Consider the following 21,098-nt stretch of genomic DNA (forward strand, 5'->3'; position numbering starts at 1 on the left):
TAGTTTGGTTACTGAGGTTGGAGACGGAAGATTTTTCCACTATCGGTTGAAAAGTAAATATAACCATCGGGGCTGATAGTGATGTCTCTTACACGTTCGCTAAGGTTTTTCAGCAACCGATCTGATTCTGTCAGCTTACCGTCTTTAATCGATACCACATTAATGTGTGCTAATTTCAGTGCACCCGCTAATATTTTACCATTCAATTCTGGGTACTTTTCACCACGATACAACACCATGTTACTTGGTGCGATAGAGGGAATGAACACCAGTTTTGGATCTTCCATGTTCGGTAGAGATTCGGCTTCACCGACATCCAGTGGTCCCCAATATTCTTTACCGTGAGAGACTCTTGCCCACCCGTAATTTGCGCCTTTCTTAATCAGGTTGATCTCGTCACCCCCACGAGGTCCGTGCTCGATAGACCATAGTTGTTTGGTTGCTTTGTCATAAAAGAGACCTTGAGGGTTTCGATGACCGTAGCTCCAGATTTCAGGTTTGGCTTGGGCTGATTGAAAAGGGTTATCTTGAGGAACAGAACCATCGAGATTAAGGCGCAAAATAGCCCCCGCATGTGTTTGGATATTTTGTCCGTTGTCGCGATCGCCTCGGTCACCAATGGTGAAGTAAACCTTGTCGTCGACAAACGCAATTCGGCTTCCATAGTGCCGGCCAGTATCAGTTATCGCGTCAGCAACAAATAGATCTTTCCAGCCGAGCAGAGCATTGTTTTGTAGTGTTGCGGTGGCTAATGCAACAGTATTACCTTTGTCGGTGCGTTTAGTATAAGTGAAGAAAAGTTTCGGATTTTGTGCGTCTGTATTAGGTGAGAGTGCAACATCAAGTAACCCACCTTGGCCGCTAGTGTTAACATCTGAGACGCGATGGAGCATTTCTTTTTTTCCAGACGCAACATCGAGCAACGAAACCGTGCCATTTTTCTCTGTCACAACAGCGTGTTGGTCGTCAAGAAACTCAATTCCCCAAGGGATCTGGAATCCATTAGCCACTTCTTGAGCTCGGTATTCTGCCGCTAAGGTTGAGAGGGATAGACAAATAAGTAGTGTTGTGACAACTGTTCTCATGGTTCTTTCCGATCTGAAGTATGCCTGTATCTACAAATTAGCATCAAATTCGGCTAATGGCAGGGCATCAGTTGTGTATAAATGTAAAATATTCGATATGAACTACATCGACTAGTGCTGAGCATTGCCGTTGTAAAATTCATTTTTATCGCTTAGTTGATTTCGATAAACTAAAGTCAAATAGCGATCAACCAAAACTAAAAATCCAGCGTCTTATAGGCACTGGATTTTTTATTGTATAAAGGTATTTAGAGTTATTAAATAACGACTTCTTCAGCCTTACTTACAAGTATCTTTTGACCAATTCACCCCATCATCTGAACACTCAAGCAAATTTGTTCCATTCTGGTAGTAATAGCCTTTAGTCCATTGACCTTTAGAGTATTTAGACGTTATCGTTTGAGTATAATCAAACGGAGTATTTTCAATGTACGCATACTGATGTCTAGCCCAACTATCAGAACCATAGGCGCTATTATCATTAAAATCTACCGATAAGTAGTTTAGCACATCAAAGTCGCTGCGAGAGACACTGTCCAATGAATCTCCTAGATCAACCCACTCTGGGTGTGGAGTGTTATTCTCAAAATTAAAGCTTGCTTGTACCAGGGGAGACTGACCTTTGTAGTCACTTACAACATCTGACGTCAAGGTTTGCATGAATCCAGCACCTATATTTTGACGTGAGCAACTTTCCCAATCCGGCTGCTGAGACGAATTACGGTTCTCCACACCAAAGATGGTCAGTGAGTTGGGTTGTACCTGTTGCTTAATTGTTTCCTGAACAAAACACGAATATTGCATTCCATCATTTTGCAATGAGAACCAAGCTTCTTTGTCATACTCCAAACCATTTTTCTTCTGGCTATTACGCTCAATATATTTATTTAAAACCAGTTCTGTATTTAGGTCTGCTGAAACTTCATGTTCGATAACAATAAGCTTTTCAGCGGTCATCACTGTTTTAACTTTGTACCACTTATTAATTTCCGTTTTTTTAGAGTAATCCCAATGTTCCCAGTAATAATCAACATAAGCTTGCTGGGCTGTTGGGTTCTCTTTTTGAATGTCTTTGGTCTCTTGATACGATTTTTTGATAGCTGGCATCATTTTCTGCGCTAACTCATAGAGCTCGGTATTTTTGTACAGCACATTGTGCCTCTTAGCATCGGTGACTAGTCACATAGGGAGGGTACCGTCCTGCATATACGATTAACTTGATTCCCATCACCGCAATAGACTATTGAAGTGTAAGATTAATGCAAACAGACATATGGCTTCTTTGGTAAAAAAAATAGTGGGTATATCCATCTGTGCGTCGCTCCCGGTTTGCAATGTTTTTGCAGCGGAATTTACGATTCAAGGGTTGGCTAAACCACTAGAGAAAAACCTCGAATACTATCTCTCGCCATTGTCTGAAACCTCTGCTAAGAACATTTCTCAAGGGCAACTCAGAAAGTTAGTTAATGATGCACTAAACCCATACGGCTATTATCACCCCAAGTTTAATGTATCTAAAAGTGCAGATGAACAGGTGTCCATTGATGTGGACGTTGGTCCAGTAACGCTTATCTCGAGCTCTAGCATCTTGATCACGGGAGAAGCAGCCCAAGATCAAGATTTTATTAATTTGACTGATGCCGCCAAGCTTCAACAAGGGCAGCCCCTTTCTCATTCAGACTACGATTCATTGAAGCGAAACTTATTGTCCCTTGCACAACAAAAAGGCTATTTAGAAGGTCATTTTGTGAAGTCAGTGATAGAAGTTATCCCAAGCATGAACCAAGCGAATGTAAAGGTGCATTTTGATAGTGGTGTTCGTTATCACTTTGGCGAAGTTTCTGTGGTGAGCTCGGTTATAGAAAACGATCGTATTGAAGCTTTAAGTCCATTTGCTAAAGGGGACGGATTTAATTCCATCAAACTGGGCGAATACCAATCTAACCTTTCACAGACTAACTGGTTTCGCAGTGTCGCGGTAAAAGGCAATTTTGATCAAAAAACCGAAGACAACCAAGTGCCTATCGAAGTGTCGACAGTCCCTAATTCGCGAAACATAGTCCAAGTTGGTGGTGGTTATAAGACAGACTTAGGTCCTAGAGCATCACTTAAATGGACTAAGCCCTGGTATAACAGTCGTGGGCATAGTTTGAATGCGGAAGCATCGCTCTCTCAACCTGAACAATCGCTTTTGATGGGTTACAAAATACCGACCAAAAACGTTCTAACGGATTACTACGGTATTCAGTTTGAATCTACGCGTGTCGATTATAGAGATACAGCGAGTTTTACCAATAAACTTACGTTCGAAAAGCACTGGCAGTTAGAGCGTGACTGGCAAAGTACGATGCATGTGAGGTATTTACGAGAGCAATATCAACAGGCATCGGAAGATAGTCAGTCACAATTGCTAATGCCAGGTATCACTTTTTCTCAGCTTGAGCGTAAAAATGATCAACTGGAATTGAATCATAGGCATATTTATTCTTTAGAATACTCAGAGCCTTACTTACTTTCAGATTCTCGGTTGCTTCATTTTGAAGGGAACAGCGTGTTATCTTGGGATATAAGCGAGAAGCAAAAATTTCATTTTCGTTCAAATGTCGGCATTAATATTGTTAATTCACTTGAAGATGTTCCCTCGTCGCTTCGTTTTTTTGCTGGTGGTGACGAGAATTTACGTGGGTATGATTATGAGTCGATCTCACCACGAGATGAAAATGGTGCGTTAACAGGGGCTCGTTATATGTTTGCCGCTGGTTTTGAATATCAGTATCAGGTTTATCAACAAGTTTGGCTGGGCGCGTTCTATGATATTGGTGATGCGTTTAACGACGATATTGCCTTGAAGCGTGGAACAGGCTTGAGCTTAATTTGGAATTCCAAGTACGTACCAATGAAAGTTGATTTTGCTTACGGATTAGATGCACCTGAGGGCGATGAGTTTCGAATCCATTTCTCAATTGGGACTCAGTTCTAACTTAAAATTGTATTAAAAAAGGGCTTAACCAATGGTTAAGCCCTTTTTTGTTGTCGGTTACAGCTCGAACTCAGCGTCCATTTTCCTAAAAATCCAATCGATAAACTCGTGTTCAGCACCATAGTTAGGGTTATCAACGGAAGTTTCACTAGGGGATGACCATAGAGGCTCACCTTGTTCATCCAGTGTCACTTTCCAGAACAAGTCTTTGTCTCCCAGTAGATACTCTTGCAAGTGTTTGGCAAAAGCGTCACTGCGGATAAACAATCCAAACTCCAGATTTAAAAAGTCTGATCTGGGGTCAAAGTTGGAAGATCCAATAAAGCTTAGCCTGTCGTCAAAGATTAGCGCCTTGTTATGATAAAAAGTATCACCATGATAAAAATGATCTTCGTTGTGGGCCGTATCTTTATATTCGTACAGGTCAACACCTTTATTTAATAGTGTGATGCGATGCTTTTGGTAATACGCTGGAATAAACCCAGAGTCATTCGATGCCGAAGAGTTGGTGAGTATAGTCACCTCTGTCCCTTGCTTTTCGAGCTGTTCTATTACAGAGAACTTACCTTGCGTCGGCACCATATACGGGGTTGAAATGATCACATTTTTAGCGGCATTCAACTCAGCTTTGATGGTTCGCTCGGCTCGCGTACGAAAATAAGGCTTGTTGTTTTCGAGTTTTTTTAACGAGTCGAAGACGGGAGTAACCTCAGCACTAATTAAGTCAGGCTGTTTCAATTTGGCGACTTGATCATAGATATCTTGGATGACCAGTTTATTGCCTTTGTTTGCCTTTGCCATTGCTTTGTAGAAGTCAGCATAACGATGATTCTCATCGACTTTGATAAGTTCTTGGATAGGGGTCACATGCTTACTGTTCCACGTATAGTTGTAGTTGGCATCAAAGGCTTTGATGACATCACCTTGGAATAGTACGTCCAAATCAAAGAAATTTGCTTTTTTGTTGTAACCGAAATAATCGCTACCAATATTCCGCCCACCTAAAATCATGTTCGTATGGTCAACATTAAAATATTTCTCATGTAAGCGGTTGTCTAATCTGTCTTGATTCGAGGCAAAGTTAATCGCACGGCCAAGCCACCCTATTTTTCGAGAATCAAACGGGTTGAATATACGGATTTCAATATTTTCGTGGCTATCGAGTTCGGCAAGCCACTTTTCGTTGAATACCATAAGGTCATCAAGGGTGAGCCTTACTTTTACGCCGCGGTTGGCGGCAAATTTGATTTCGCTTAACAGCAAGATGCCTAAGGTGTCTTTCTCCCAGTCGAAATACGTCATATCAATCGATGATTTTGCGTTGCGAACCAATTGGATACGTCTGGCAAAAGCCTCTGGTGCACTCGCGAGCAGGGCAACTTCTGCATGATAGCTTTGCGCCTGCCAATCTGATTCAAAGTCTGGTTCTACTTTGGGGTAAGGCTGTGCGCATCCTGCGACAAATGCGACACACAATAGGACACATAAGGTACGAAGTGTTTTGTTAAACATGGGACTCTCGTAGGATTTAAAAAGGGTAGTTATAAAAAAGGCCAGCGAACTGGCCTTTAGGGATTGCTATAACGAGTTAAGGTATTAGGTAATGACCAATCAAACCCATATTTTCTAGCCCTTGTAAGCGGCCGTTTCTTAGTTTAGGGTCAATAGCTTCGTTGTTTAACATGTCCCAGTCTTCTTGGGTCTTTATTTGACCATCTTGATCAATTACTAATACAGAATCAGTTGATGCATTGTACTGATAATTATTAAACAGCTCATCACTAAACCATAGACGAGACATTTCGTTCATTAGTTGTTTATCTGATGAGCTTGGATGAACCTCTGTACCATCCATTTTAACTGCTTTGTTAAACACAAATGGAAGTTCAGAACCGTTACATGCACCGCTAATACAACTAATAGATTTCAACAGGTCAAAGTAATTTGTTTCACCATTTTGGCCTGTATTATATGTCCAAATATTGAAGCTTGGAGAGTGATCAAAATAGTAAAAAGTAGTGTCGTTATAATTACTGTTTGATGCTTTAAGTCTCGCAGGGCCAGTAAAGAACAAATCATTGATCATTGCCTTAAATTGTTTCATGTTAGCGATTGCACCACCAATATCACCTTCATTGTTAGCGTAAAAGTCGGTTAAGCCCAATAGCTGCGAGTTTTGTTCAATATTGCCTAAACCTAAGAATAGCTGCGTGACGGTTCCATATGCTGTTAGGTCGAGGGTTGGTTCTTCTCCTGCTTCTGCTATTTCAATCAAGGTTGAGTTGATAGCGTCTTCAAGCTGCTGCTTATTTGACGCGTCAGCAAATAGCGACAACATACCAGTTAATATTTCTTCCGGGCTTTCTAGATCGATAGGCTCTGGAAGATTTTTTAAGATCATCGGAACTAAAAACGTCAAACTTGGTAGCATTGCCGTTGTGTTTGACTCTTCAGCATTAACACCTAATACGGTTGGAACTTGGAACTTGCTTAGAGCTGGTTGCTCTTTGTCCGTTATACAAGAGCCCAAGATTGGTGTTGTTGCACATTCTAAATATGGAGCGAAAGGCATAAATACTGAATTAGGTGTTTTACCTGCATTTAATATATAGTCTTTTTTATCAAGGAGGTAATTAATTAAATCTTCAGTTTCAATATCTGTATGAATTTCTTCAATGCCAACATTATTGTCAGAACTAATACCTAGAATGGAACATGTATACTTTATTAGGTCTGGTAAATCAGGGGCACTACAAATCTGTTGTAGTACTCCCCCCATATTAGTCAATAACCAACTTTCAATGGTCGCAATTGGAGAATGAAGCTTTTCCTTTTGTACTTTCAAAATTTCTTTTAATGATTCTTTTAGCTCTTCCTCGGTACCAGAGGCTGGAAGGTTGCCTAAATCTAAATTGTCATAACGTGCTTTTCGTGCGTTGTAACTAGGGTACTCGAACCCATAAGGAACACTTTGCATGATGGCACGATGAAAAGTGCTAGCTTCTAGTTCACCCATTGCAACTTTCTGTTGTAGAAGCTCGATAGACATGGCACCGGAACCTTGGCCCATCAGGGTGACGTTACCAGCGTTACCACCAAAATCTTGAATGTTGTCTTGCACCCATTTTAATAGGGATTCTTGGTCACCAAGGCCATAGTTACCGTTGACTTTTTTACCTTTAACCCAACGAGTACCTAATAGACCTAAACGGTAGTTAAAAGTGACCGCAATAAATTTGTTGCCTTCGTCTGCGCCTTGCGCCACCACTTTGTCACCGTGGATCATCGGGTTTGCACCTGAGCCGTACTCGAAATCACCACCGTGGATAAATACATAAACAGGCAGGTCTTCACCTTGAACGGTGCCTTCAGGACGCCAGATGTTTAGGTTTAAACAGTCTTCGCTCTGTGCTTGAGTCGTTGCTTTGATTTGTGGGCAAGCATCACCAAATTGAGTCGCATCAATATCACCTGAAAAATCAACGGTATTACTGTGATCAAACCGCGCGGCCTCAGCAAAGGTGATGCCTTTGAAAGATTCAACAGAGCCAAGCTTTTCTTCACCTTCAGCGGTTGTGATAACTAGAGATTCTTTCATTGCTTTAACATTGGCATTGCCAACTGCAACATCAACCGTTTGGGCTGGTTGAGGCTTTAATGGTTCAGGTTTCACTGGTGCACCAGAGTTTCCAGAGTCATCGCTGCCACAGGCAGAAAGTAAAGCTGCAATAGAGATTGCAAGTATTGAGCGTTTAGTGATTTGCATTGTCATGTCCACAGTTGTTTGTTGTTATCAAACAAGCGGCTCCGTACGCTAGTTTCATCCTGAAGTATTGCTTGATATATTTATTTCGCTGATGGGATGTATCTTAAAGCTATTTATTATATCGATGTAATCGCATAAAGAGGACGCTCTCCTACAAGAGCAGCCCGTAGGTGATTCTTGTAGGAGAGTCTGTCTATCACAACGGATTAGAATCGATATCCAAAGTTAAGCGTGAAGGCACTTCGAGTGCTACCAGTGTTATACAGGCCAGTGAAATTGTAGTTTTTGCCAATTTGCTTGTTAAAACCAATCAAATAGGCCCACGGGTCAACATCAACACCGACGTCATAATCAAACTGGATATCACCGGTAATCACACGGCCATCCAAACGATTGTCTAAGTCTTGGTATTCTGCGCCAACAAAAATTTGGGCACGATAGTCAACTAATTGATAACCCAACATCGGCTGAACGGTAAGAATTCCATCCCCCCATTCTTGGCCACCTTTAATGCGCGTTTGCGCAAATGAGCCTGTCACCGACGCAAAAAATTCTTTATAACCGACCGATAAGGTAGTACCGACACCACGTAAGTCATATTCTAGATGTAATGGCACGTTTAAGCGCCCACGGTTACATAGGGCGGACAAACCATCGCACAACTTATCCCCAAGACCAGGCAGTTTGTCGTTCAACTTGTCTTGTAGGTATTCGCCTGCCGCGCCAGTATAAGCGGCGTCAACGTTGGCATCGACGTTCACTTTACCGATAAAGCCGAACACATTCCAAAATGGCAAAATGTTAACATCACCACGAATGCTCACACTTTCTGCGTAGACGTCAGCAATACTATCCTCAGGGTCGAACAAATCATTCAAACGCACCCCTTGGATGAGGTAGTCGGTCATTGGGATATTCATGTCTTGACCACGGTAGGCGACAGAAATGCCAAATGGTAGTGGTAAATCAATACCTTGGCGGCGGACCATGTCCCCCATTAGTGGGAAGACGCGGTTAAGTTCGACACTTTCTTCATGCATACGCGGATCAGAGACTTCTTGAAGTTTCTCTTCGTCTATAACCTGTACGTTCATACCTTCATCATAAAAGGCCACTGGTTCTATCTTGGTGATGATCTCAAGCGGTTTCTTTTTATGTGTGCCAAGCAGTTGTGTTTGTTTGGTGCCGATAATGACCTTACCTGATTCCAAGGTGCTAAAGGTGATCTCTTGTTTATAAGATTCAATATTATTGCCATTAAAATTGAACGGCTTTTTGTTGGTGATCAGCATGTTTTTAGGCTCGCCGTCTACCAAAAAGATTTTGACGGTCATAAAGCGGAAGTAAGCAATGTCTTGTGGCAAACCGTATTTAGAGTAGTCAAAGCTGATCTCAACATTGCCTTTTCCGTCATCTTTGGCTTCAACACTTGATGAGTCATACGCCTCAGAATAGTTTCTTAGGCGGTATTCGTTACGTGTGAAGGTTTCAATCTGCTCGATCAAATCTTCGTGTTTATCCAGATGATTCGGGTCGTACTTCATACGTAGATCGATATTGCCTTTGGTATCGGTATTTTTAATCAGATATACGGATGACTCTTGAACGTCTTCACCGATAGTTACTTTTCGGTAAGCGTGCTCCACGAGGTGATCGCCTTGCATAAGCGAACTCAGAGCAAGTTTAGGTAGGTCATGATCAATACCATATTGCTCAAATACTTTTTTACCATGGGTACTGATTTCAGAATACGTGGTTAGAGTTTGAGTCTGCTCTTCGGCAGAAACAACAGGTGACGTTGCCAGCAACATAGAACTAGCAATAAGTGACAGTGTCGCCATTTTTGGTGTTTTAGTAAAAATCATGTCTAAGTCATTTCCAGTATAAGATTTTCAATACTATGAAAACTCGGCTGTTAATTTATCGCTGGACACCTTGTCCCACATTTTTATTAATGAATAAGTTTCTATTTAGCGTTTAAATGTGAGTTTGAATTTCACATTGGCTTGGCTGATGGATTTATTTTAAGTAGGGAAGGGCAAAACCAATAATCAGTTATGGAGGACAATATCCATCAAAACTAGGATGAGGTCAGTGATAAATAAAAAATGGTGAGATAGTAAAGAGTTAGCGTGTCGTTTGAGACATATTAAACAATGAACCAATAACAGGGTTACCACTAAAACAATAAACAGGACTGGTATCATGACAAACGACGTAGTTATCTCTTCTCTGATACTGACAAAATCACGGTATAGCGTTGGCAGAAAATCTTGCATCACATGAAATAGCTCATTCTCTGCATCTTCAATCGCTATTGGTAAATGACATCGTAATGCTTTAATGGACTGAGTGAAAATAACTCCGTACTCAGCCGCGAGTCCTCTGATTTGGTTGGCCAGTGCAGTTCTATTCTCGACTAACGTTTACGAACGCTGCATATCGCTTTAAGGTATTGCTGCTCAACCGATTTTACGGGAGCGAAAAATCTCAGGTCTAGAAAAGGCCTCACAAATCGCTCTTATTGCTCCTATTCTCATTGATTGGCATCATAAGTTTGGTACAACTATGTTAGAAGGAAGGTGCGTCTATCACATCAAGGCCGATGAACAGTAGAAAAAATACCAGTTAAACGTAAACGGTTATCGATGACTCTATCCTACATTCGCGAGTACTTAACCAAATAAAAATCCGATATGATTAGTGAGGTTAATATTATTTGAGCAAAATTATGAAAGGTATACTTTCGATTCAGAGTCATGTCGTTTATGGACATGCAGGGAACAGTTCTGCTGTATTTCCCATTCAGAGAATGGGACTGGAAACATGGCCGATTCATACCGTCCAATATTCTAACCACACGCAATATGAACAGGGTTGGAAAGGGCAAAGGTTTAATGCTGATGAAATCACAACCATTGTCAACGGCCTTGATGATATTGGTCAACTTTCCAATTGCGAAGCGGTTATTTCTGGATACTTAGGCAGCGCGCAGCAATGTCATGCTGTCGCCGAGGCTGTAGAGCGAGTGAAAGAGAACAATCATTCTGCACTCTATGTTTGCGATCCAGTTATGGGTGACCCAGATAAAGGCTGCATCTTACCCGAAGGCGTAACAGAAGAATTGATTCAAACCTTAATGCCAATCGCGGATGTTATCGTACCCAATCAGTTTGAACTAACCCAATTTACCGGAGTGAATATAACCTCTCTCTATGACGCGATTACGGCGTGCAAGAAAGCGATAGAGCTTGGCCCAAGGTTTGTGCTGGTAAAACATTTGAGCACCTTATCTGAGGGTGTATTTAGTTCGTTGCTTGCCACGCCGAAAGCTTGTTACTTGGTTCAGCGCCCTGAAATTGAATTTGATAAGCCACCGGTTGGCGTGGGTGATTTAATTACCTCCGTGTTTACCGCTTGTCTAGTGAAAGGTATGTCGCCAGTAGCCGCATTCCGTCATACCAATAATGCCGTTTATGGAGTGCTAGAGGTCACACGAGATAATGGTGAGTGGGAATTGCAGACCATTTTAGGCCAATATGAGTTCGTAGAACCCACCCATGATTTTGAACCGAAAAAAGTGGCTTGATCGAAAATGAAAGCCCAGCCATATAGTACTGGGCTCTACGGATATTCGCTTCCTTCAGTTGTGTTAAGCTGATACCTCATATCTATTGTTTGGACACCATCAGACAGTGAGACGGAACTCTTTCCAACATGAGTTCTGAGGCTGTCTTCTACCCTTGATATCCTTGTGGGAAATCGACCAGTATTTTATCGACGTCAAGTCCCAATCGCTTCGCCAATGCAATGCGTTGGTGAAGGTCGTCTTTTTCCATTGGTTTGTGTTGCTCTGGTTGACTGGTCATGGGATGACTTTCTTGTTGAATAAGTACTTGAATGAATGCTGCTAATAGAAGAGTAGCAATGAAAGACAAAACCATCATCATAGTGTGCCTTCTAAATATTACATTTACCTGAATAATTATAGCGAGTGAAGGTTATTGGTTTATACAATGATTGAAGGGCGAAATCCTACATATGTGAGTTATGTATCTGCAAACTACAGCTTAAAATAGGTACATTCAGTAACCAACTCACCGCATTTTTGGTGACAAACTAAGAAGACACAATGAAAAAAATTCAGACGCTTTTAACGACTTTTTCTATTGTTGCAGTACTTGCAGGTTGTACTTCAACTGCTCACCAAATTGAAACGCGAGTGACGCAAGACAACTACCGCCAAGTAGAGCTACCAATTGAAGCACATAACCCGACCGCTGAACCAATGAGAACTTGGATGGGCGATGGTACACAATATTTTTATTCAGAAGAGACGCAAACTACACCAATCCGTGTTACTGGCGATCAATTAAATGTAATGGTTCTTTCAGGAGGCGGTGCCAATGGTGCCTTTGGTGTGGGTTTTATAAATGGTTTGTATGAGCAAGACAAATTGGATGACTACTCTATCGTTACCGGTATCAGTGCCGGGGCGCTCATGGCACCTTTTGTTTTTGTGGGTGGTGAAGAAATTCCTAAATTGAAAAATACTATTTTGGGATTGGATGACAAAATGGTGCTCGGTAAGAAAAACTTCTTAAACGCCATTTTTAAAGATGCTTTATCCAAAGGTGACAGCTTTATGTCATATATTGCAAAAGTATATGACGAGGAGCTAATCGAGAAGATTGCCATTGAGCACGACAAGGGGCGACGTATCTTGATTGGAACGACACAATTTGACTCTGACGAATTAGTGATCTGGAACTTAGGTCAGATAGCAGCAAGCGATTCTGAGCACAAGATGGATTTAATCCACCAAATACTCGCAGCAAGTTCGTCTATTCCTGGTGTATTTCCACCGCAGTTTATTGATGTCAATTACAAAGGCCAAAAATTAGAAGAATTGCATGTGGACGGAGGGTTATCGGCTCAAATGTTCCTCCAAGCTGTAGATATCGATTTTAAGAAAATTAATCAAGCATTAGGTCTAAAGAAGAAGCCTCAGGTTCATGTAGTAAGAAATGGCATGTTCAAAATGCCGTATGAGACTGTTGAAGATAAAGGTGTCAACTTGCTCAGTCGAACTCTTAAATCAATGACTACCTTACAAAGTCGGGGTGATTTGTATCGCATGATGTATTACAGCGAAATACAAGGTTTCGACCTCCAGTTTACTTACATCGCTGATGACGTTTCTGCGACCAAAACAACTAAGAAAATGTTTGACCACAATTACATGAACTCACTTTACGAATACGGTTACCTTAAAGCTCAAGGCTTAACACCTTGGACGCAAGATGTCCCATTTTAAGAAGGCCATACCACAGCTTGCTCAAGAGATGGCTTCGTTACAAACACCAATCGCTGAACAAGGTGTTATCTAGGTAGATTTTGCTACAAGCTATGAAGCTGCAGAGTATTCTGGTTATGTGATTAACCTATACTGACTGCAGTTCTCACTAAACATGCCCGCTAATTTTAGCGGGCATGTTTAGTTTTACTGGACGCCAACGTGCATATGAGCGATTCTTCTACTAAAGTATTGAATATTAATACTGAACATTGATTCTAACTCGCTCGGTAATAATTGCTATGAATTTTAGTCTAGAACAACTCCTCGCTTTTGTTGCGGTATATGATGAACTTTCGTTCAGCAAAGCAGCCGTTAAACTCAATAAACATCGCACGACAATTGGACAAGTGGTAACGAACCTCGAAGACCAGCTTGCGGTGACATTATTTGATCGTATAGGGCGTTCAGTGGTGCCAACTGAAGATGGTGAATTGTTATACCATTACGCTAAACAAACCATTGAGCGCGCTCGTACACTGGACAAAGTTGCATTAAGCCTCTCATATGGTGGTTTAGAAAATATTACTATTGCCTATCCGAGTTTTGTCCCTCATCGCGTTCTGACGGATATCAGAATACAGCTAGCAAAAGATTTCCCACTAATGAAAGTTAACTTCCTTGTTAGAGGAAAAGCGGAAATCAAGCAAGGAATGGAGTCTGGTGATATCCACTTTGGTATCGTCAATTCTCATGATAGTACTGCCATGCACAGTGTTGATGGAATATATGTAGGACATGTCGAATTTCTCCCCTTCGTAAAAAAAGGTGGTCGTTTTTCTCACTTGTCTCCCGACAAAGCGCTCTCTGAATTGTCCAGTGCGCGCCAATTTGTTTTAAGAACCTTTTATGAAGAGGGGATCGACGAGAAAGTTGTTCTGAGCTCAGAACATGAAGTAATCGATCAGCTTGCTCTGGCCATAAAGTTTGTAGGTGAAGATTTAGGATGGTCGCTGTTGCCTAAAATGCTGGAAGAATCAGAGTATTCAATTGATAAGATTGAAGTGCTACAACTATCCCAAATGAAACAAGGCTTTAAGTTTGGCGTTGCGCTGTGGTCGCAACATTCCAAGCAAGTGAAAGAAGTCAAAAAATCGATTGTTAAAGTGCTAGATGACTATGTTAATAAAACCAACATTTCATAGAGCGGCGCAACAGTGATGGGTTTGGTCCTACATAACCGATTATCACTTCTCTCTCTTTATGCTTAATATAACTCTGTTGTCAATAATTACTGCAGCATAGTGTTTTACATATTTATGTCCTGCATGGACGCAATATTTAGCCGGATTAATCATCCGGCTCTTTTTTAGAGAGATGACTGTGAAAATAAAATCGATCGCTTTTCTTACCATGTTAAGTTCTTTTACGTCCTATGCTAGTGATATTTCTTTTACGGATCCTGTAGATCAGCGTTTTGACATGGGTGAGTACATGGCCGAAAAAGCAGTCGGATTTTTACCTGTTCCAATTATTATCACTGAACCTGCTGTCGGTTATGGCGGTGGTATTGTGGGGCTGTTTCTTCATGAAACCGAAGAAGAAAAGCAGCAACGTAAGGTAGCTTCATTATCCGCGATTGATGGTGGTGCACAGCTTGTCCCTGCGGCGATGAGTGTCGTCGGGGCGCTAGGTACGGAAAATGGCACTTGGTTTGCTCTTGGTGGGCACCGTCGTTCTTGGAAAGGTGATTCTATTCGCTATACTGGTGGTGGTGGCCTTGGGGTGGCAAATATCGATATTTATAAAAATATTTCGACGCCTGAAATTGAAATCCCCGCATTTCCTGGGTTTCCTGGATTTACCATAGGTCCTATAGATAAGACGCTTTCTTATGGGACTAAAACAAAGGTAGCAGCTTTGATGCAACAGGTGCAGTTCCGTGTTGCGAATACGCCACTGATGTTGGGCATTAAACAGGTTGCTGCGATATCTAGCGTCGAGTCAGATAACGAGTCCGTGTCAAAAATAATACAGTATGCACTTGGTGAAGAAGCCGTTTCATCAGGGTTAGGAATATTGGCCGAATACGATACGCGTGATAACTTGTTCTACCCAACCAAAGGTTTTCAATTAAGCGCTGACTATATGATTTATGACGAGGCGTTAGGGAGCGATTATAATTACGATCATTTCAACTTTGATGGACAAGGCTTTATTCCATTAGCGTCCAAGTGGACCTTAGGTTTGGCGGGGAACTACCAATACTTTAAAGAAAAAGATACGCAAGTGACCCCAACGTCAAAACCTTACGTTAAGTTACGTGGTGTCTCTTCTTTTCGCTATCAAGGTGACGAAATTAGCACCGTGCAGAGCCAAATTACCTACAGCATTGATAATCGCTGGAAGGTTTCTGCATTTTACGGTATTGGGAAAGCGATCAATGATCATGATGATGCTACCAGTGACTCTGTACAGGCCGGAGGCGTGGGCTTCCGTTACCAAATTGCTCGACGATATGGTCTACATATGGGTATGGATTACGCGAGAAGTAAAGATGAAGATGCTATTTACTTCAATGTCGGAAGTGGTTTTTAGACTAATAATTGAATGGACAAAAATAATCGTCAGGAAAAATCCCTAGTTGTGGCAATACGGCTTTCTAGGGTTAATCAGCTTCAGTTACAAGTCACATCAATTAAAATAGCCAGCATAAAGTTGCTAGCTATTCCAAATTATCGAATACTCACTACATCTTAGCAAACTTGTAAGTACGATAACCGCCAATCAAATTACGATCTTTCAAGCCGTTGTTGACTAGTTGACGATAAATGACGTTACCGTGTAACTCAAATTGACAGTGGATCACAATCTCTTTGTCTTTTAGTAGCTCGTATGGCTGGCGGTGTTCCCTGTTCACTCGGCTATGTCTGATTGAGGTGCCTTACTAATCCTCAAGCAACTTTTTCAACCATTCTATAAACATAAAATTATGTCGAGAAAAGTTGTGCAAACTGGTCAAAGAACTTAGGTAATGTGCCTAGCTATGACGAATTACCGACGCAAGTTAAGAGCTAACCACATATAAATGTTTAAGGCTTCACCACACTTGGCATTTTATAACTCAAAAATTCCCACAAGACGTGTCAGCACTGCTAGTTACCCAGATTTGAATAGCCATTTTCGCAATACTTGAATTCATGGCAGGCAAAAAGTGGGACTGACCCCAAGGTATTCAATCTGACTGATATTCAAATACCTTATATTTGTTTGAGATAAAAGAGAACTAGTAACAAACTAATTCACTGGCGATTACGTAAGATTATGGTCGTCTCTCTAATATAAAAAGGCCAGCACTTCAGTGCTGGCCAATATCTAACTAATAGAAATCGATATGTTATTAAGCTTTCGCAAACAGGTAAGTACGGTAACCACCAAGTAGGTTGCGTGCTTTATAGCCGTTGTTCACTAACTGACGGTATGCCACGTTTCCGCGCAGACCTACCTGACAGTAGATCACAATCTCTTTGTCTTTTGGTAGCTCGTCCATACGTTGACGAAGTTGGTCAACAGGAATGTTAACTGCACCTGGTAGGTAACCATTTTGTAGCTCACCTGGGTTACGAACGTCTAACAACAGTTGGTCTTCGGTTAGGTTATCAATTTCATCAAAGTGAATTGCTGTTGAATCACCTTTGATTAGGTTGTTCGCTACGAATGCCGCTTGGTTAATTACGTCTTTCGCACTTCCGTATGGTGGCGCGTAAGTCAGCTCTAGGTGTTGTAGTTGTTCTACTGTCATGCCTGCACGTTGAGCTACCGCCATCACGTCGATACGCTTGTCGATGCCGTCTTTGCCCACTGCTTGCGCACCGAAGATTTTGCCTGATTTTGGATCGAACAGCATTTTGAACGACACCACTTCAGCGCCCGGATAGTAGCTCGCATGGCTGGCGGTGTGTACGTACACTTTTTCGTACTCAACGCCTTCGCGTTTTAGCTGCTTCTCGTTCTTACCTGTTGAAGCCACCGCTAGGTCAAAGATCTTACAAATAGCAGTACCTTGAGTACCTTGGTAAGTTTCGCTGCGGCCAAGCATGTTATCTGCTGCCATACGACCTTGACGGTTAGCTGGCCCTGCTAGAGGAACCATAGTTTGTTTGCCAGTGACGAAGTCTTTCTCTTCGATAGCATCACCGACCGCGTAGATAGATGGATCGCTGGTTTGCAGGTATTCGTTAGTATAAATACCACCAAGCTCACCAATTTGCAGACCAGCTTCTGAAGCTAATTTAGTCTCAGGGCGTACACCAATCGCCATGATTAGGATATCAGTAGTGAGTGTATCACCATCGCTTAGCGTCAACTCAAGTTCGCCATTAATATGTTGGTGTTCTTTCTGACCAGAATCCATGCTTGCTAATGATGTTGTTGGCTTAAATTCTACTGATTTCAGTGCTGTAGATAGGCGTAAATCAATGCCTTTTGCGCGAATTTCTGCGTGAGCAAAACCAGCCATTTCACGGTCTACTGGCGTCATCACTTGGTCTGCCATTTCTAGCAAGGTTGTTTTAATGCCAAGTTGGTGGAACGCTTCCATCATCTCCAAACCGATAAAACCACCACCCACAACAGTTGCGTGGTCAACTTGGTTGGTATTAATGGTTTGGATAATTTTATCCATATCAGGGATATTGCGCAGTGAATGCGTCAATGGGTTATCTAAACCTGGGATCGGCGGAACAACTGGGCCTGCACCAGGGCTTAGAAGTAGGAAATCGTAGCTTTCAGTGTATTCACTTTGGTCTAACAGATTACGAACCGTAATGGTTTTCTTATCGCGGTTGATACGAAGTACTTCATTCATCACACGTACGTCTACATTAAAACGTGCAAGGAAACTTTCCGGCGTTTGAAGTAGAAGATTACCGCGTTCTTTGATGTCTCCACCGATATGGTACGGTAACCCGCAATTAGCGAATGAAACGAAAGGGCCTCTTTCAAACATAATGATTTGTGCATCTTCACTAAGACGTCTTGCACGAGCTGCTGCTGATGCGCCACCTGCAACACCGCCAATAATTACGATTTTGGTCATGCTGATCTCCATAAAATCAATGATATAGATAAATTAAAAAGGAAAAATCAAAAAATGTAGTCAATTATCTATTTCACTAAGGATGCATAAGGGCCGCGCTCGAACATGATGATTTCAGCATCTTGACTTAGACGATGGGCACGGGCAGCTGCTGATGCGCCACCAGCAATAATCACAATTTTAGTCATAACTCACTCCAAAAAAATTAATCAAAAGGTTGGTTTAGGGATATACCTCCCTTAACTTAGGCCAAGCTTCTTCAAGAAAAATACAGCAGGACAAATCCCTGTAAAAGCGCTTTGGATAAGGTTTACACCGACAAATACGGTTAACCAAACAAAGTTGGGATGTACAAACATCGTGAGAATTACCGAAAGCAATATCATACTGCCCGCCAATACTCGTACGCCATTTTCAATAGTCATATTGTTACCCTCCGTTGGAAATTGAAATCACTATAATCCTGTAAATTAGAAAAGTCTAATGTTAATTTGTCTAAATTCATATTAACTAAATAAGCATTGACTAAATTACATTTATTAGTATCATCTAATTTAAATGTATCGCGGAGGAATAATGATGGATGCTACATCGATCAATATTGAGCAAATGAAAACCAATGCTATCGAAGTGTCTGAGCTGCTAAAAACGCTAGCTCACCCAGAACGCTTGATGGTGCTTTGCCAATTAATAAATGGTGAGGTAGGGGTTGGGCAGTTGCAACAAAGTTCAACGTTGAGCCAGTCGGCGTTTTCTCAGCATCTAACCGTAATGCGTAAGCACGGCATTATTCAAGCAAGAAAAGAGTCACAACAGGTGTTCTATTCGTTGTCTGATTCGCGCATTGCTCAGCTTATCCAAAGCTTACAAACCGTATTTTGTAATTAGTGAGAATAGAGGAAAAATAATGGCTTTTAGCATTCCTTGGGAATCGTTGTTTGGTGGTGTTTTACTAGGGATATCAGCCACATTAATGTTGCTATTTAATGGCAAGATAGCAGGAATTAGTGGTGTTTTAACTGGGTTGATGACGCCCAAAACGCGTGACTTTGCATGGCGTTTATTGTTTGCGCTTGGCATGGTTTCAGGTGGTGTGTTGGGTGTGCTTTTCTTCAGTGCAGAAGTACCTCAAACCTTTACGATTGGTAGTGGCATGCTGGTATTGGCAGGGTTACTGGTTGGTATTGGTACACGCTTAGGGAACGGTTGCACAAGTGGGCACGGGATTTGTGGCATCGGTCGCTTATCTCCTCGCTCTATTGTTGCTACTTGTGTTTTCATGGTGGTTGCAGCCATGACTGTGTTTGTGCGTCTTCATCTTAGTTAAGTGAGTGTAAAAATGAACAATCTGTTGTTTCGATTGACGTCTTTAGTGGCGGGCCTGTTGTTTGGTTTAGGTATGGTGTTATCTGGCATGGCAGACCCAGCAAAAGTCGTCGGTTTTCTAGATATCACTGGCGCATGGGATCCAAGTTTAATGTTTGTTATGGGCGGAGCGCTTGCAGTTTTTATGCCAATGTACTTATTGGTCATTAAACCAAGACAGAAACCAGTTAATGCTGAACAATTCTGTTTATCGAATAACCGTAATATCGATGCAAAGTTAGTATCCGGCGCGGCAATCTTTGGTATTGGTTGGGGATTGGCTGGTATTTGTCCGGGACCAGCGCTGTCAAGTTTAGCATTAGGAAATAGTGGCGTTTGGATTTTCTTCGCTTCGATGATGGTTGGACTAGGCGCTACTAATTTATTGATCTGTATTAACAATAGTAAAAAACGTCAAACACAAACTGCCTAGTGTATCTAAACTGGTATAGGCAGATGAAATCGTCATGATAAGTGAGGGGGAAAGATGAAAAGGCTATCTTGGAGTGTATTAATTGCCTTAGTCAGTAGTAGTTACGGGATCAGCGCCTATGCTAGTGCGTTATACACAGTAAAAAGTGAACGACTACCGCAACGAGTTGAACTTGACGGTGTTGTTCAGCCTGTGAATAAGGGCACAGTGGCAGCGCAAACGTCTGGCCGTGTTGTTGGTCTATATGTTGACGTAAACGACTATGTTAAAAGCGGTGAGGTTCTGCTTGAAATCAGTGCGGTTCAGCAATCGGCATCTTTAGATGCATCTCAAGCTCAGTTAGCCAGCGCTGAAGCACAAAACCGAGAAGCCCAAGCTCAGGTTAAACGTTATCGTTTACTCTTTCCTAAAGGCGCGATCTCTCAAGACCAAATGGATGGTGCTGAAGCGAAAGCGCGCAGCAGCGCTGCCGCTGTGAAAGCGGCAAAAGCTGCCGTATCACAAGCGAAAGAATCACTAGGCTACACCAATATTACGGCACCTTATGACGGTGTTGTGACTCAACGTCATGTTGAGTTAGGCGAAACGGTTTCGCCAGGAATGGCACTGATTAGCGGTTTTTCATTGGATAAATTGCGAGTAGAAACCGAGATCCCACAACGTTATCAACCTAATGTGACGACCATTGACCAATTTCAAGTCATCGCGCCTAGTGGCGAAAAAATCACACCAACAGAATTTAGCCTGTTTAGCTATGCAGATCCTCAATCTCACACCTTCAAAATTCGCTTAGATTTACCACAAACAGGGCAATTCAACTCTGCAGAAACTCTTATGCCAGGAATGTGGGTCAAAACTGAATTTAACTACGGTCAACGTGATGTCATGCTTGTGCCGAATTCGGCAGTTTTGCGCCGAGCTGAACTTAGTGCGGTGTATCGCATGGTGGATGAACAACGTATTTTGAACCCTGTACGTTTAGGACAAACCTATGGTGAATATGTCGAAGTGTTGTCTGGCTTGGAACAAGGTGACACGGTTGTAAGTCGTGCGTTTACACAAGTGGGTGAGTGAT

16 protein-coding genes and 4 pseudogenes are annotated in these 21,098 nt (G+C 41.9%); 9 read left to right on the top strand and 11 right to left on the bottom strand.

The window, feature by feature from the left end; translation table 11 throughout:
* Positions 1-8 precede the first annotated feature (8 nt).
* Together MCT08_RS15575 and MCT08_RS15580 are read right to left on the bottom strand one after the other, a co-directional pair.
* Positions 9-1,085 (bottom strand): PQQ-dependent sugar dehydrogenase, encoded by a 1,077-nt coding sequence (locus MCT08_RS15575; protein WP_274678818.1) that lies wholly within the window; start codon positions 1,083-1,085, stop codon positions 9-11.
* A 279-nt stretch (positions 1,086-1,364) separates the two neighbouring features.
* Positions 1,365-2,228: pseudogene (locus MCT08_RS15580) on the bottom strand (hypothetical protein); the annotation flags it as partial.
* Positions 2,229-2,358: 130 nt separating this feature from the next.
* Between MCT08_RS15580 and MCT08_RS15585 the strand changes: the two are divergent.
* The gene (locus MCT08_RS15585; protein ID WP_274678820.1) at positions 2,359-4,065 is read left to right on the top strand and encodes an autotransporter assembly complex protein TamA; all 1,707 of its coding nucleotides are present in this window, start codon (positions 2,359-2,361) and stop codon (positions 4,063-4,065) included.
* A gap of 57 nt (positions 4,066-4,122) precedes the next feature.
* On the opposite strand, the gene MCT08_RS15590 is transcribed toward MCT08_RS15585, so the two are convergent.
* From MCT08_RS15590 to MCT08_RS15605, 4 genes and pseudogenes are all read right to left on the bottom strand, one after another.
* Complete coding sequence (locus MCT08_RS15590) at positions 4,123-5,577, bottom strand: phospholipase D-like domain-containing protein (protein WP_274678821.1); 1,455 nt, start codon at positions 5,575-5,577, stop codon at positions 4,123-4,125.
* Positions 5,578-5,653: 76 nt separating this feature from the next.
* Complete coding sequence (locus MCT08_RS15595; protein WP_274678822.1) at positions 5,654-7,831, bottom strand: carboxylesterase family protein; 2,178 nt, start codon at positions 7,829-7,831, stop codon at positions 5,654-5,656.
* A gap of 206 nt (positions 7,832-8,037) precedes the next feature.
* Positions 8,038-9,696, bottom strand: coding sequence for a hypothetical protein (locus MCT08_RS15600; protein WP_274678823.1), 1,659 nt, complete (start codon positions 9,694-9,696; stop codon positions 8,038-8,040).
* A gap of 357 nt (positions 9,697-10,053) precedes the next feature.
* Positions 10,054-10,353, bottom strand: a pseudogene (locus tag MCT08_RS15605) (IS110 family transposase); the annotation flags it as partial.
* Positions 10,354-10,562: 209 nt separating this feature from the next.
* On the opposite strand from MCT08_RS15605, the gene pdxY reads away from it, so the two are divergent.
* Positions 10,563-11,420, top strand: a complete 858-nt coding sequence (pdxY, locus tag MCT08_RS15610; RefSeq protein ID WP_274678824.1) for a pyridoxal kinase PdxY — start codon at positions 10,563-10,565, stop codon at positions 11,418-11,420.
* A gap of 148 nt (positions 11,421-11,568) precedes the next feature.
* Here pdxY and MCT08_RS15615 read toward each other — a convergent pair whose 3' ends face one another.
* On the bottom strand, positions 11,569-11,781 hold the full coding sequence (locus MCT08_RS15615) for a hypothetical protein (protein ID WP_274678825.1): 213 nt from the start codon (positions 11,779-11,781) through the stop codon (positions 11,569-11,571).
* 182 nt (positions 11,782-11,963) lie between these two features.
* Here MCT08_RS15615 and MCT08_RS15620 point away from each other — a divergent pair, with 182 nt between their 5' ends.
* The 3 genes from MCT08_RS15620 (at position 11,964) to MCT08_RS15630 (ending at position 15,725) form a co-directional block, all read left to right on the top strand.
* Positions 11,964-13,148: a patatin-like phospholipase family protein gene (locus MCT08_RS15620; RefSeq protein WP_274678826.1), complete on the top strand. Its 1,185-nt coding sequence runs from the start codon at positions 11,964-11,966 to the stop codon at positions 13,146-13,148.
* A gap of 281 nt (positions 13,149-13,429) precedes the next feature.
* Positions 13,430-14,332, top strand: coding sequence for a LysR family transcriptional regulator (locus MCT08_RS15625; RefSeq protein WP_274678827.1), 903 nt, complete (start codon positions 13,430-13,432; stop codon positions 14,330-14,332).
* Between the two features lie 172 nt (positions 14,333-14,504).
* A complete protein-coding gene (locus tag MCT08_RS15630; RefSeq protein ID WP_425609360.1) occupies positions 14,505-15,725 on the top strand; it encodes a BamA/TamA family outer membrane protein in 1,221 nt (406 codons plus the stop codon).
* A 151-nt stretch (positions 15,726-15,876) separates the two neighbouring features.
* On the opposite strand, the pseudogene MCT08_RS15635 reads toward MCT08_RS15630, so the two are convergent.
* The 4 genes and pseudogenes from MCT08_RS15635 to MCT08_RS15645 all read right to left on the bottom strand — a co-directional run.
* A pseudogene (locus MCT08_RS15635) lies at positions 15,877-16,020 on the bottom strand (rhodanese-like domain-containing protein); the annotation flags it as partial.
* A 507-nt stretch (positions 16,021-16,527) separates the two neighbouring features.
* Positions 16,528-18,225, bottom strand: a complete 1,698-nt coding sequence (locus MCT08_RS15640) for an FAD-dependent oxidoreductase (RefSeq protein ID WP_053310628.1) — start codon at positions 18,223-18,225, stop codon at positions 16,528-16,530.
* A gap of 80 nt (positions 18,226-18,305) precedes the next feature.
* Positions 18,306-18,413: pseudogene (locus MCT08_RS18705) on the bottom strand (pyridine nucleotide-disulfide oxidoreductase); the annotation flags it as partial.
* Positions 18,414-18,464: 51 nt separating this feature from the next.
* The gene (locus MCT08_RS15645; RefSeq protein WP_053310630.1) at positions 18,465-18,650 is read right to left on the bottom strand and encodes a YgaP family membrane protein; all 186 of its coding nucleotides are present in this window, start codon (positions 18,648-18,650) and stop codon (positions 18,465-18,467) included.
* 151 nt (positions 18,651-18,801) lie between these two features.
* Here MCT08_RS15645 and MCT08_RS15650 point away from each other — a divergent pair, with 151 nt between their 5' ends.
* The 4 genes from MCT08_RS15650 to MCT08_RS15665 are packed head-to-tail and all read left to right on the top strand — an operon-like array spanning position 18,802 to position 21,097.
* On the top strand, positions 18,802-19,113 hold the full coding sequence (locus MCT08_RS15650) for an ArsR/SmtB family transcription factor (protein ID WP_053310631.1): 312 nt from the start codon (positions 18,802-18,804) through the stop codon (positions 19,111-19,113).
* A 19-nt stretch (positions 19,114-19,132) separates the two neighbouring features.
* Positions 19,133-19,552: a YeeE/YedE family protein gene (locus MCT08_RS15655; protein WP_168524576.1), complete on the top strand. Its 420-nt coding sequence runs from the start codon at positions 19,133-19,135 to the stop codon at positions 19,550-19,552.
* Between the two features lie 12 nt (positions 19,553-19,564).
* Complete coding sequence (locus MCT08_RS15660) at positions 19,565-20,023, top strand: YeeE/YedE family protein (RefSeq protein WP_053310633.1); 459 nt, start codon at positions 19,565-19,567, stop codon at positions 20,021-20,023.
* A 54-nt stretch (positions 20,024-20,077) separates the two neighbouring features.
* Positions 20,078-21,097: an efflux RND transporter periplasmic adaptor subunit gene (locus tag MCT08_RS15665; protein ID WP_053310634.1), complete on the top strand. Its 1,020-nt coding sequence runs from the start codon at positions 20,078-20,080 to the stop codon at positions 21,095-21,097.
* The last annotated feature ends 1 nt before the right edge of the window (position 21,098 follow it).

This window comes from Vibrio aestuarianus (assembly GCF_028858425.1).
Taxonomy (GTDB): domain Bacteria; phylum Pseudomonadota; class Gammaproteobacteria; order Enterobacterales; family Vibrionaceae; genus Vibrio; species Vibrio aestuarianus.

Coding starts and splice junctions, on each gene's coding strand:
- MCT08_RS15665 (WP_053310634.1), top strand. CDS start 20,078: ATGAAAAGGCTATCTTGGAGTGTATTAATTGCCTTAGTCAGTAGTAGT.
- MCT08_RS15625 (WP_274678827.1), top strand. CDS start 13,430: ATGAATTTTAGTCTAGAACAACTCCTCGCTTTTGTTGCGGTATATGAT.
- MCT08_RS15620 (WP_274678826.1), top strand. CDS start 11,964: ATGAAAAAAATTCAGACGCTTTTAACGACTTTTTCTATTGTTGCAGTA.
- MCT08_RS15650 (WP_053310631.1), top strand. CDS start 18,802: ATGATGGATGCTACATCGATCAATATTGAGCAAATGAAAACCAATGCT.
- MCT08_RS15645 (WP_053310630.1), bottom strand. CDS start 18,650: ATGACTATTGAAAATGGCGTACGAGTATTGGCGGGCAGTATGATATTG.
- MCT08_RS15590 (WP_274678821.1), bottom strand. CDS start 5,577: ATGTTTAACAAAACACTTCGTACCTTATGTGTCCTATTGTGTGTCGCA.
- MCT08_RS15660 (WP_053310633.1), top strand. CDS start 19,565: ATGAACAATCTGTTGTTTCGATTGACGTCTTTAGTGGCGGGCCTGTTG.
- MCT08_RS15655 (WP_168524576.1), top strand. CDS start 19,133: ATGGCTTTTAGCATTCCTTGGGAATCGTTGTTTGGTGGTGTTTTACTA.
- MCT08_RS15630 (WP_425609360.1), top strand. CDS start 14,505: ATGACTGTGAAAATAAAATCGATCGCTTTTCTTACCATGTTAAGTTCT.
- MCT08_RS15575 (WP_274678818.1), bottom strand. CDS start 1,085: ATGAGAACAGTTGTCACAACACTACTTATTTGTCTATCCCTCTCAACC.
- MCT08_RS15615 (WP_274678825.1), bottom strand. CDS start 11,781: ATGATGATGGTTTTGTCTTTCATTGCTACTCTTCTATTAGCAGCATTC.
- MCT08_RS15595 (WP_274678822.1), bottom strand. CDS start 7,831: ATGCAAATCACTAAACGCTCAATACTTGCAATCTCTATTGCAGCTTTA.
- MCT08_RS15600 (WP_274678823.1), bottom strand. CDS start 9,696: ATGATTTTTACTAAAACACCAAAAATGGCGACACTGTCACTTATTGCT.
- MCT08_RS15585 (WP_274678820.1), top strand. CDS start 2,359: ATGGCTTCTTTGGTAAAAAAAATAGTGGGTATATCCATCTGTGCGTCG.
- pdxY (WP_274678824.1), top strand. CDS start 10,563: ATGAAAGGTATACTTTCGATTCAGAGTCATGTCGTTTATGGACATGCA.
- MCT08_RS15640 (WP_053310628.1), bottom strand. CDS start 18,225: ATGACCAAAATCGTAATTATTGGCGGTGTTGCAGGTGGCGCATCAGCA.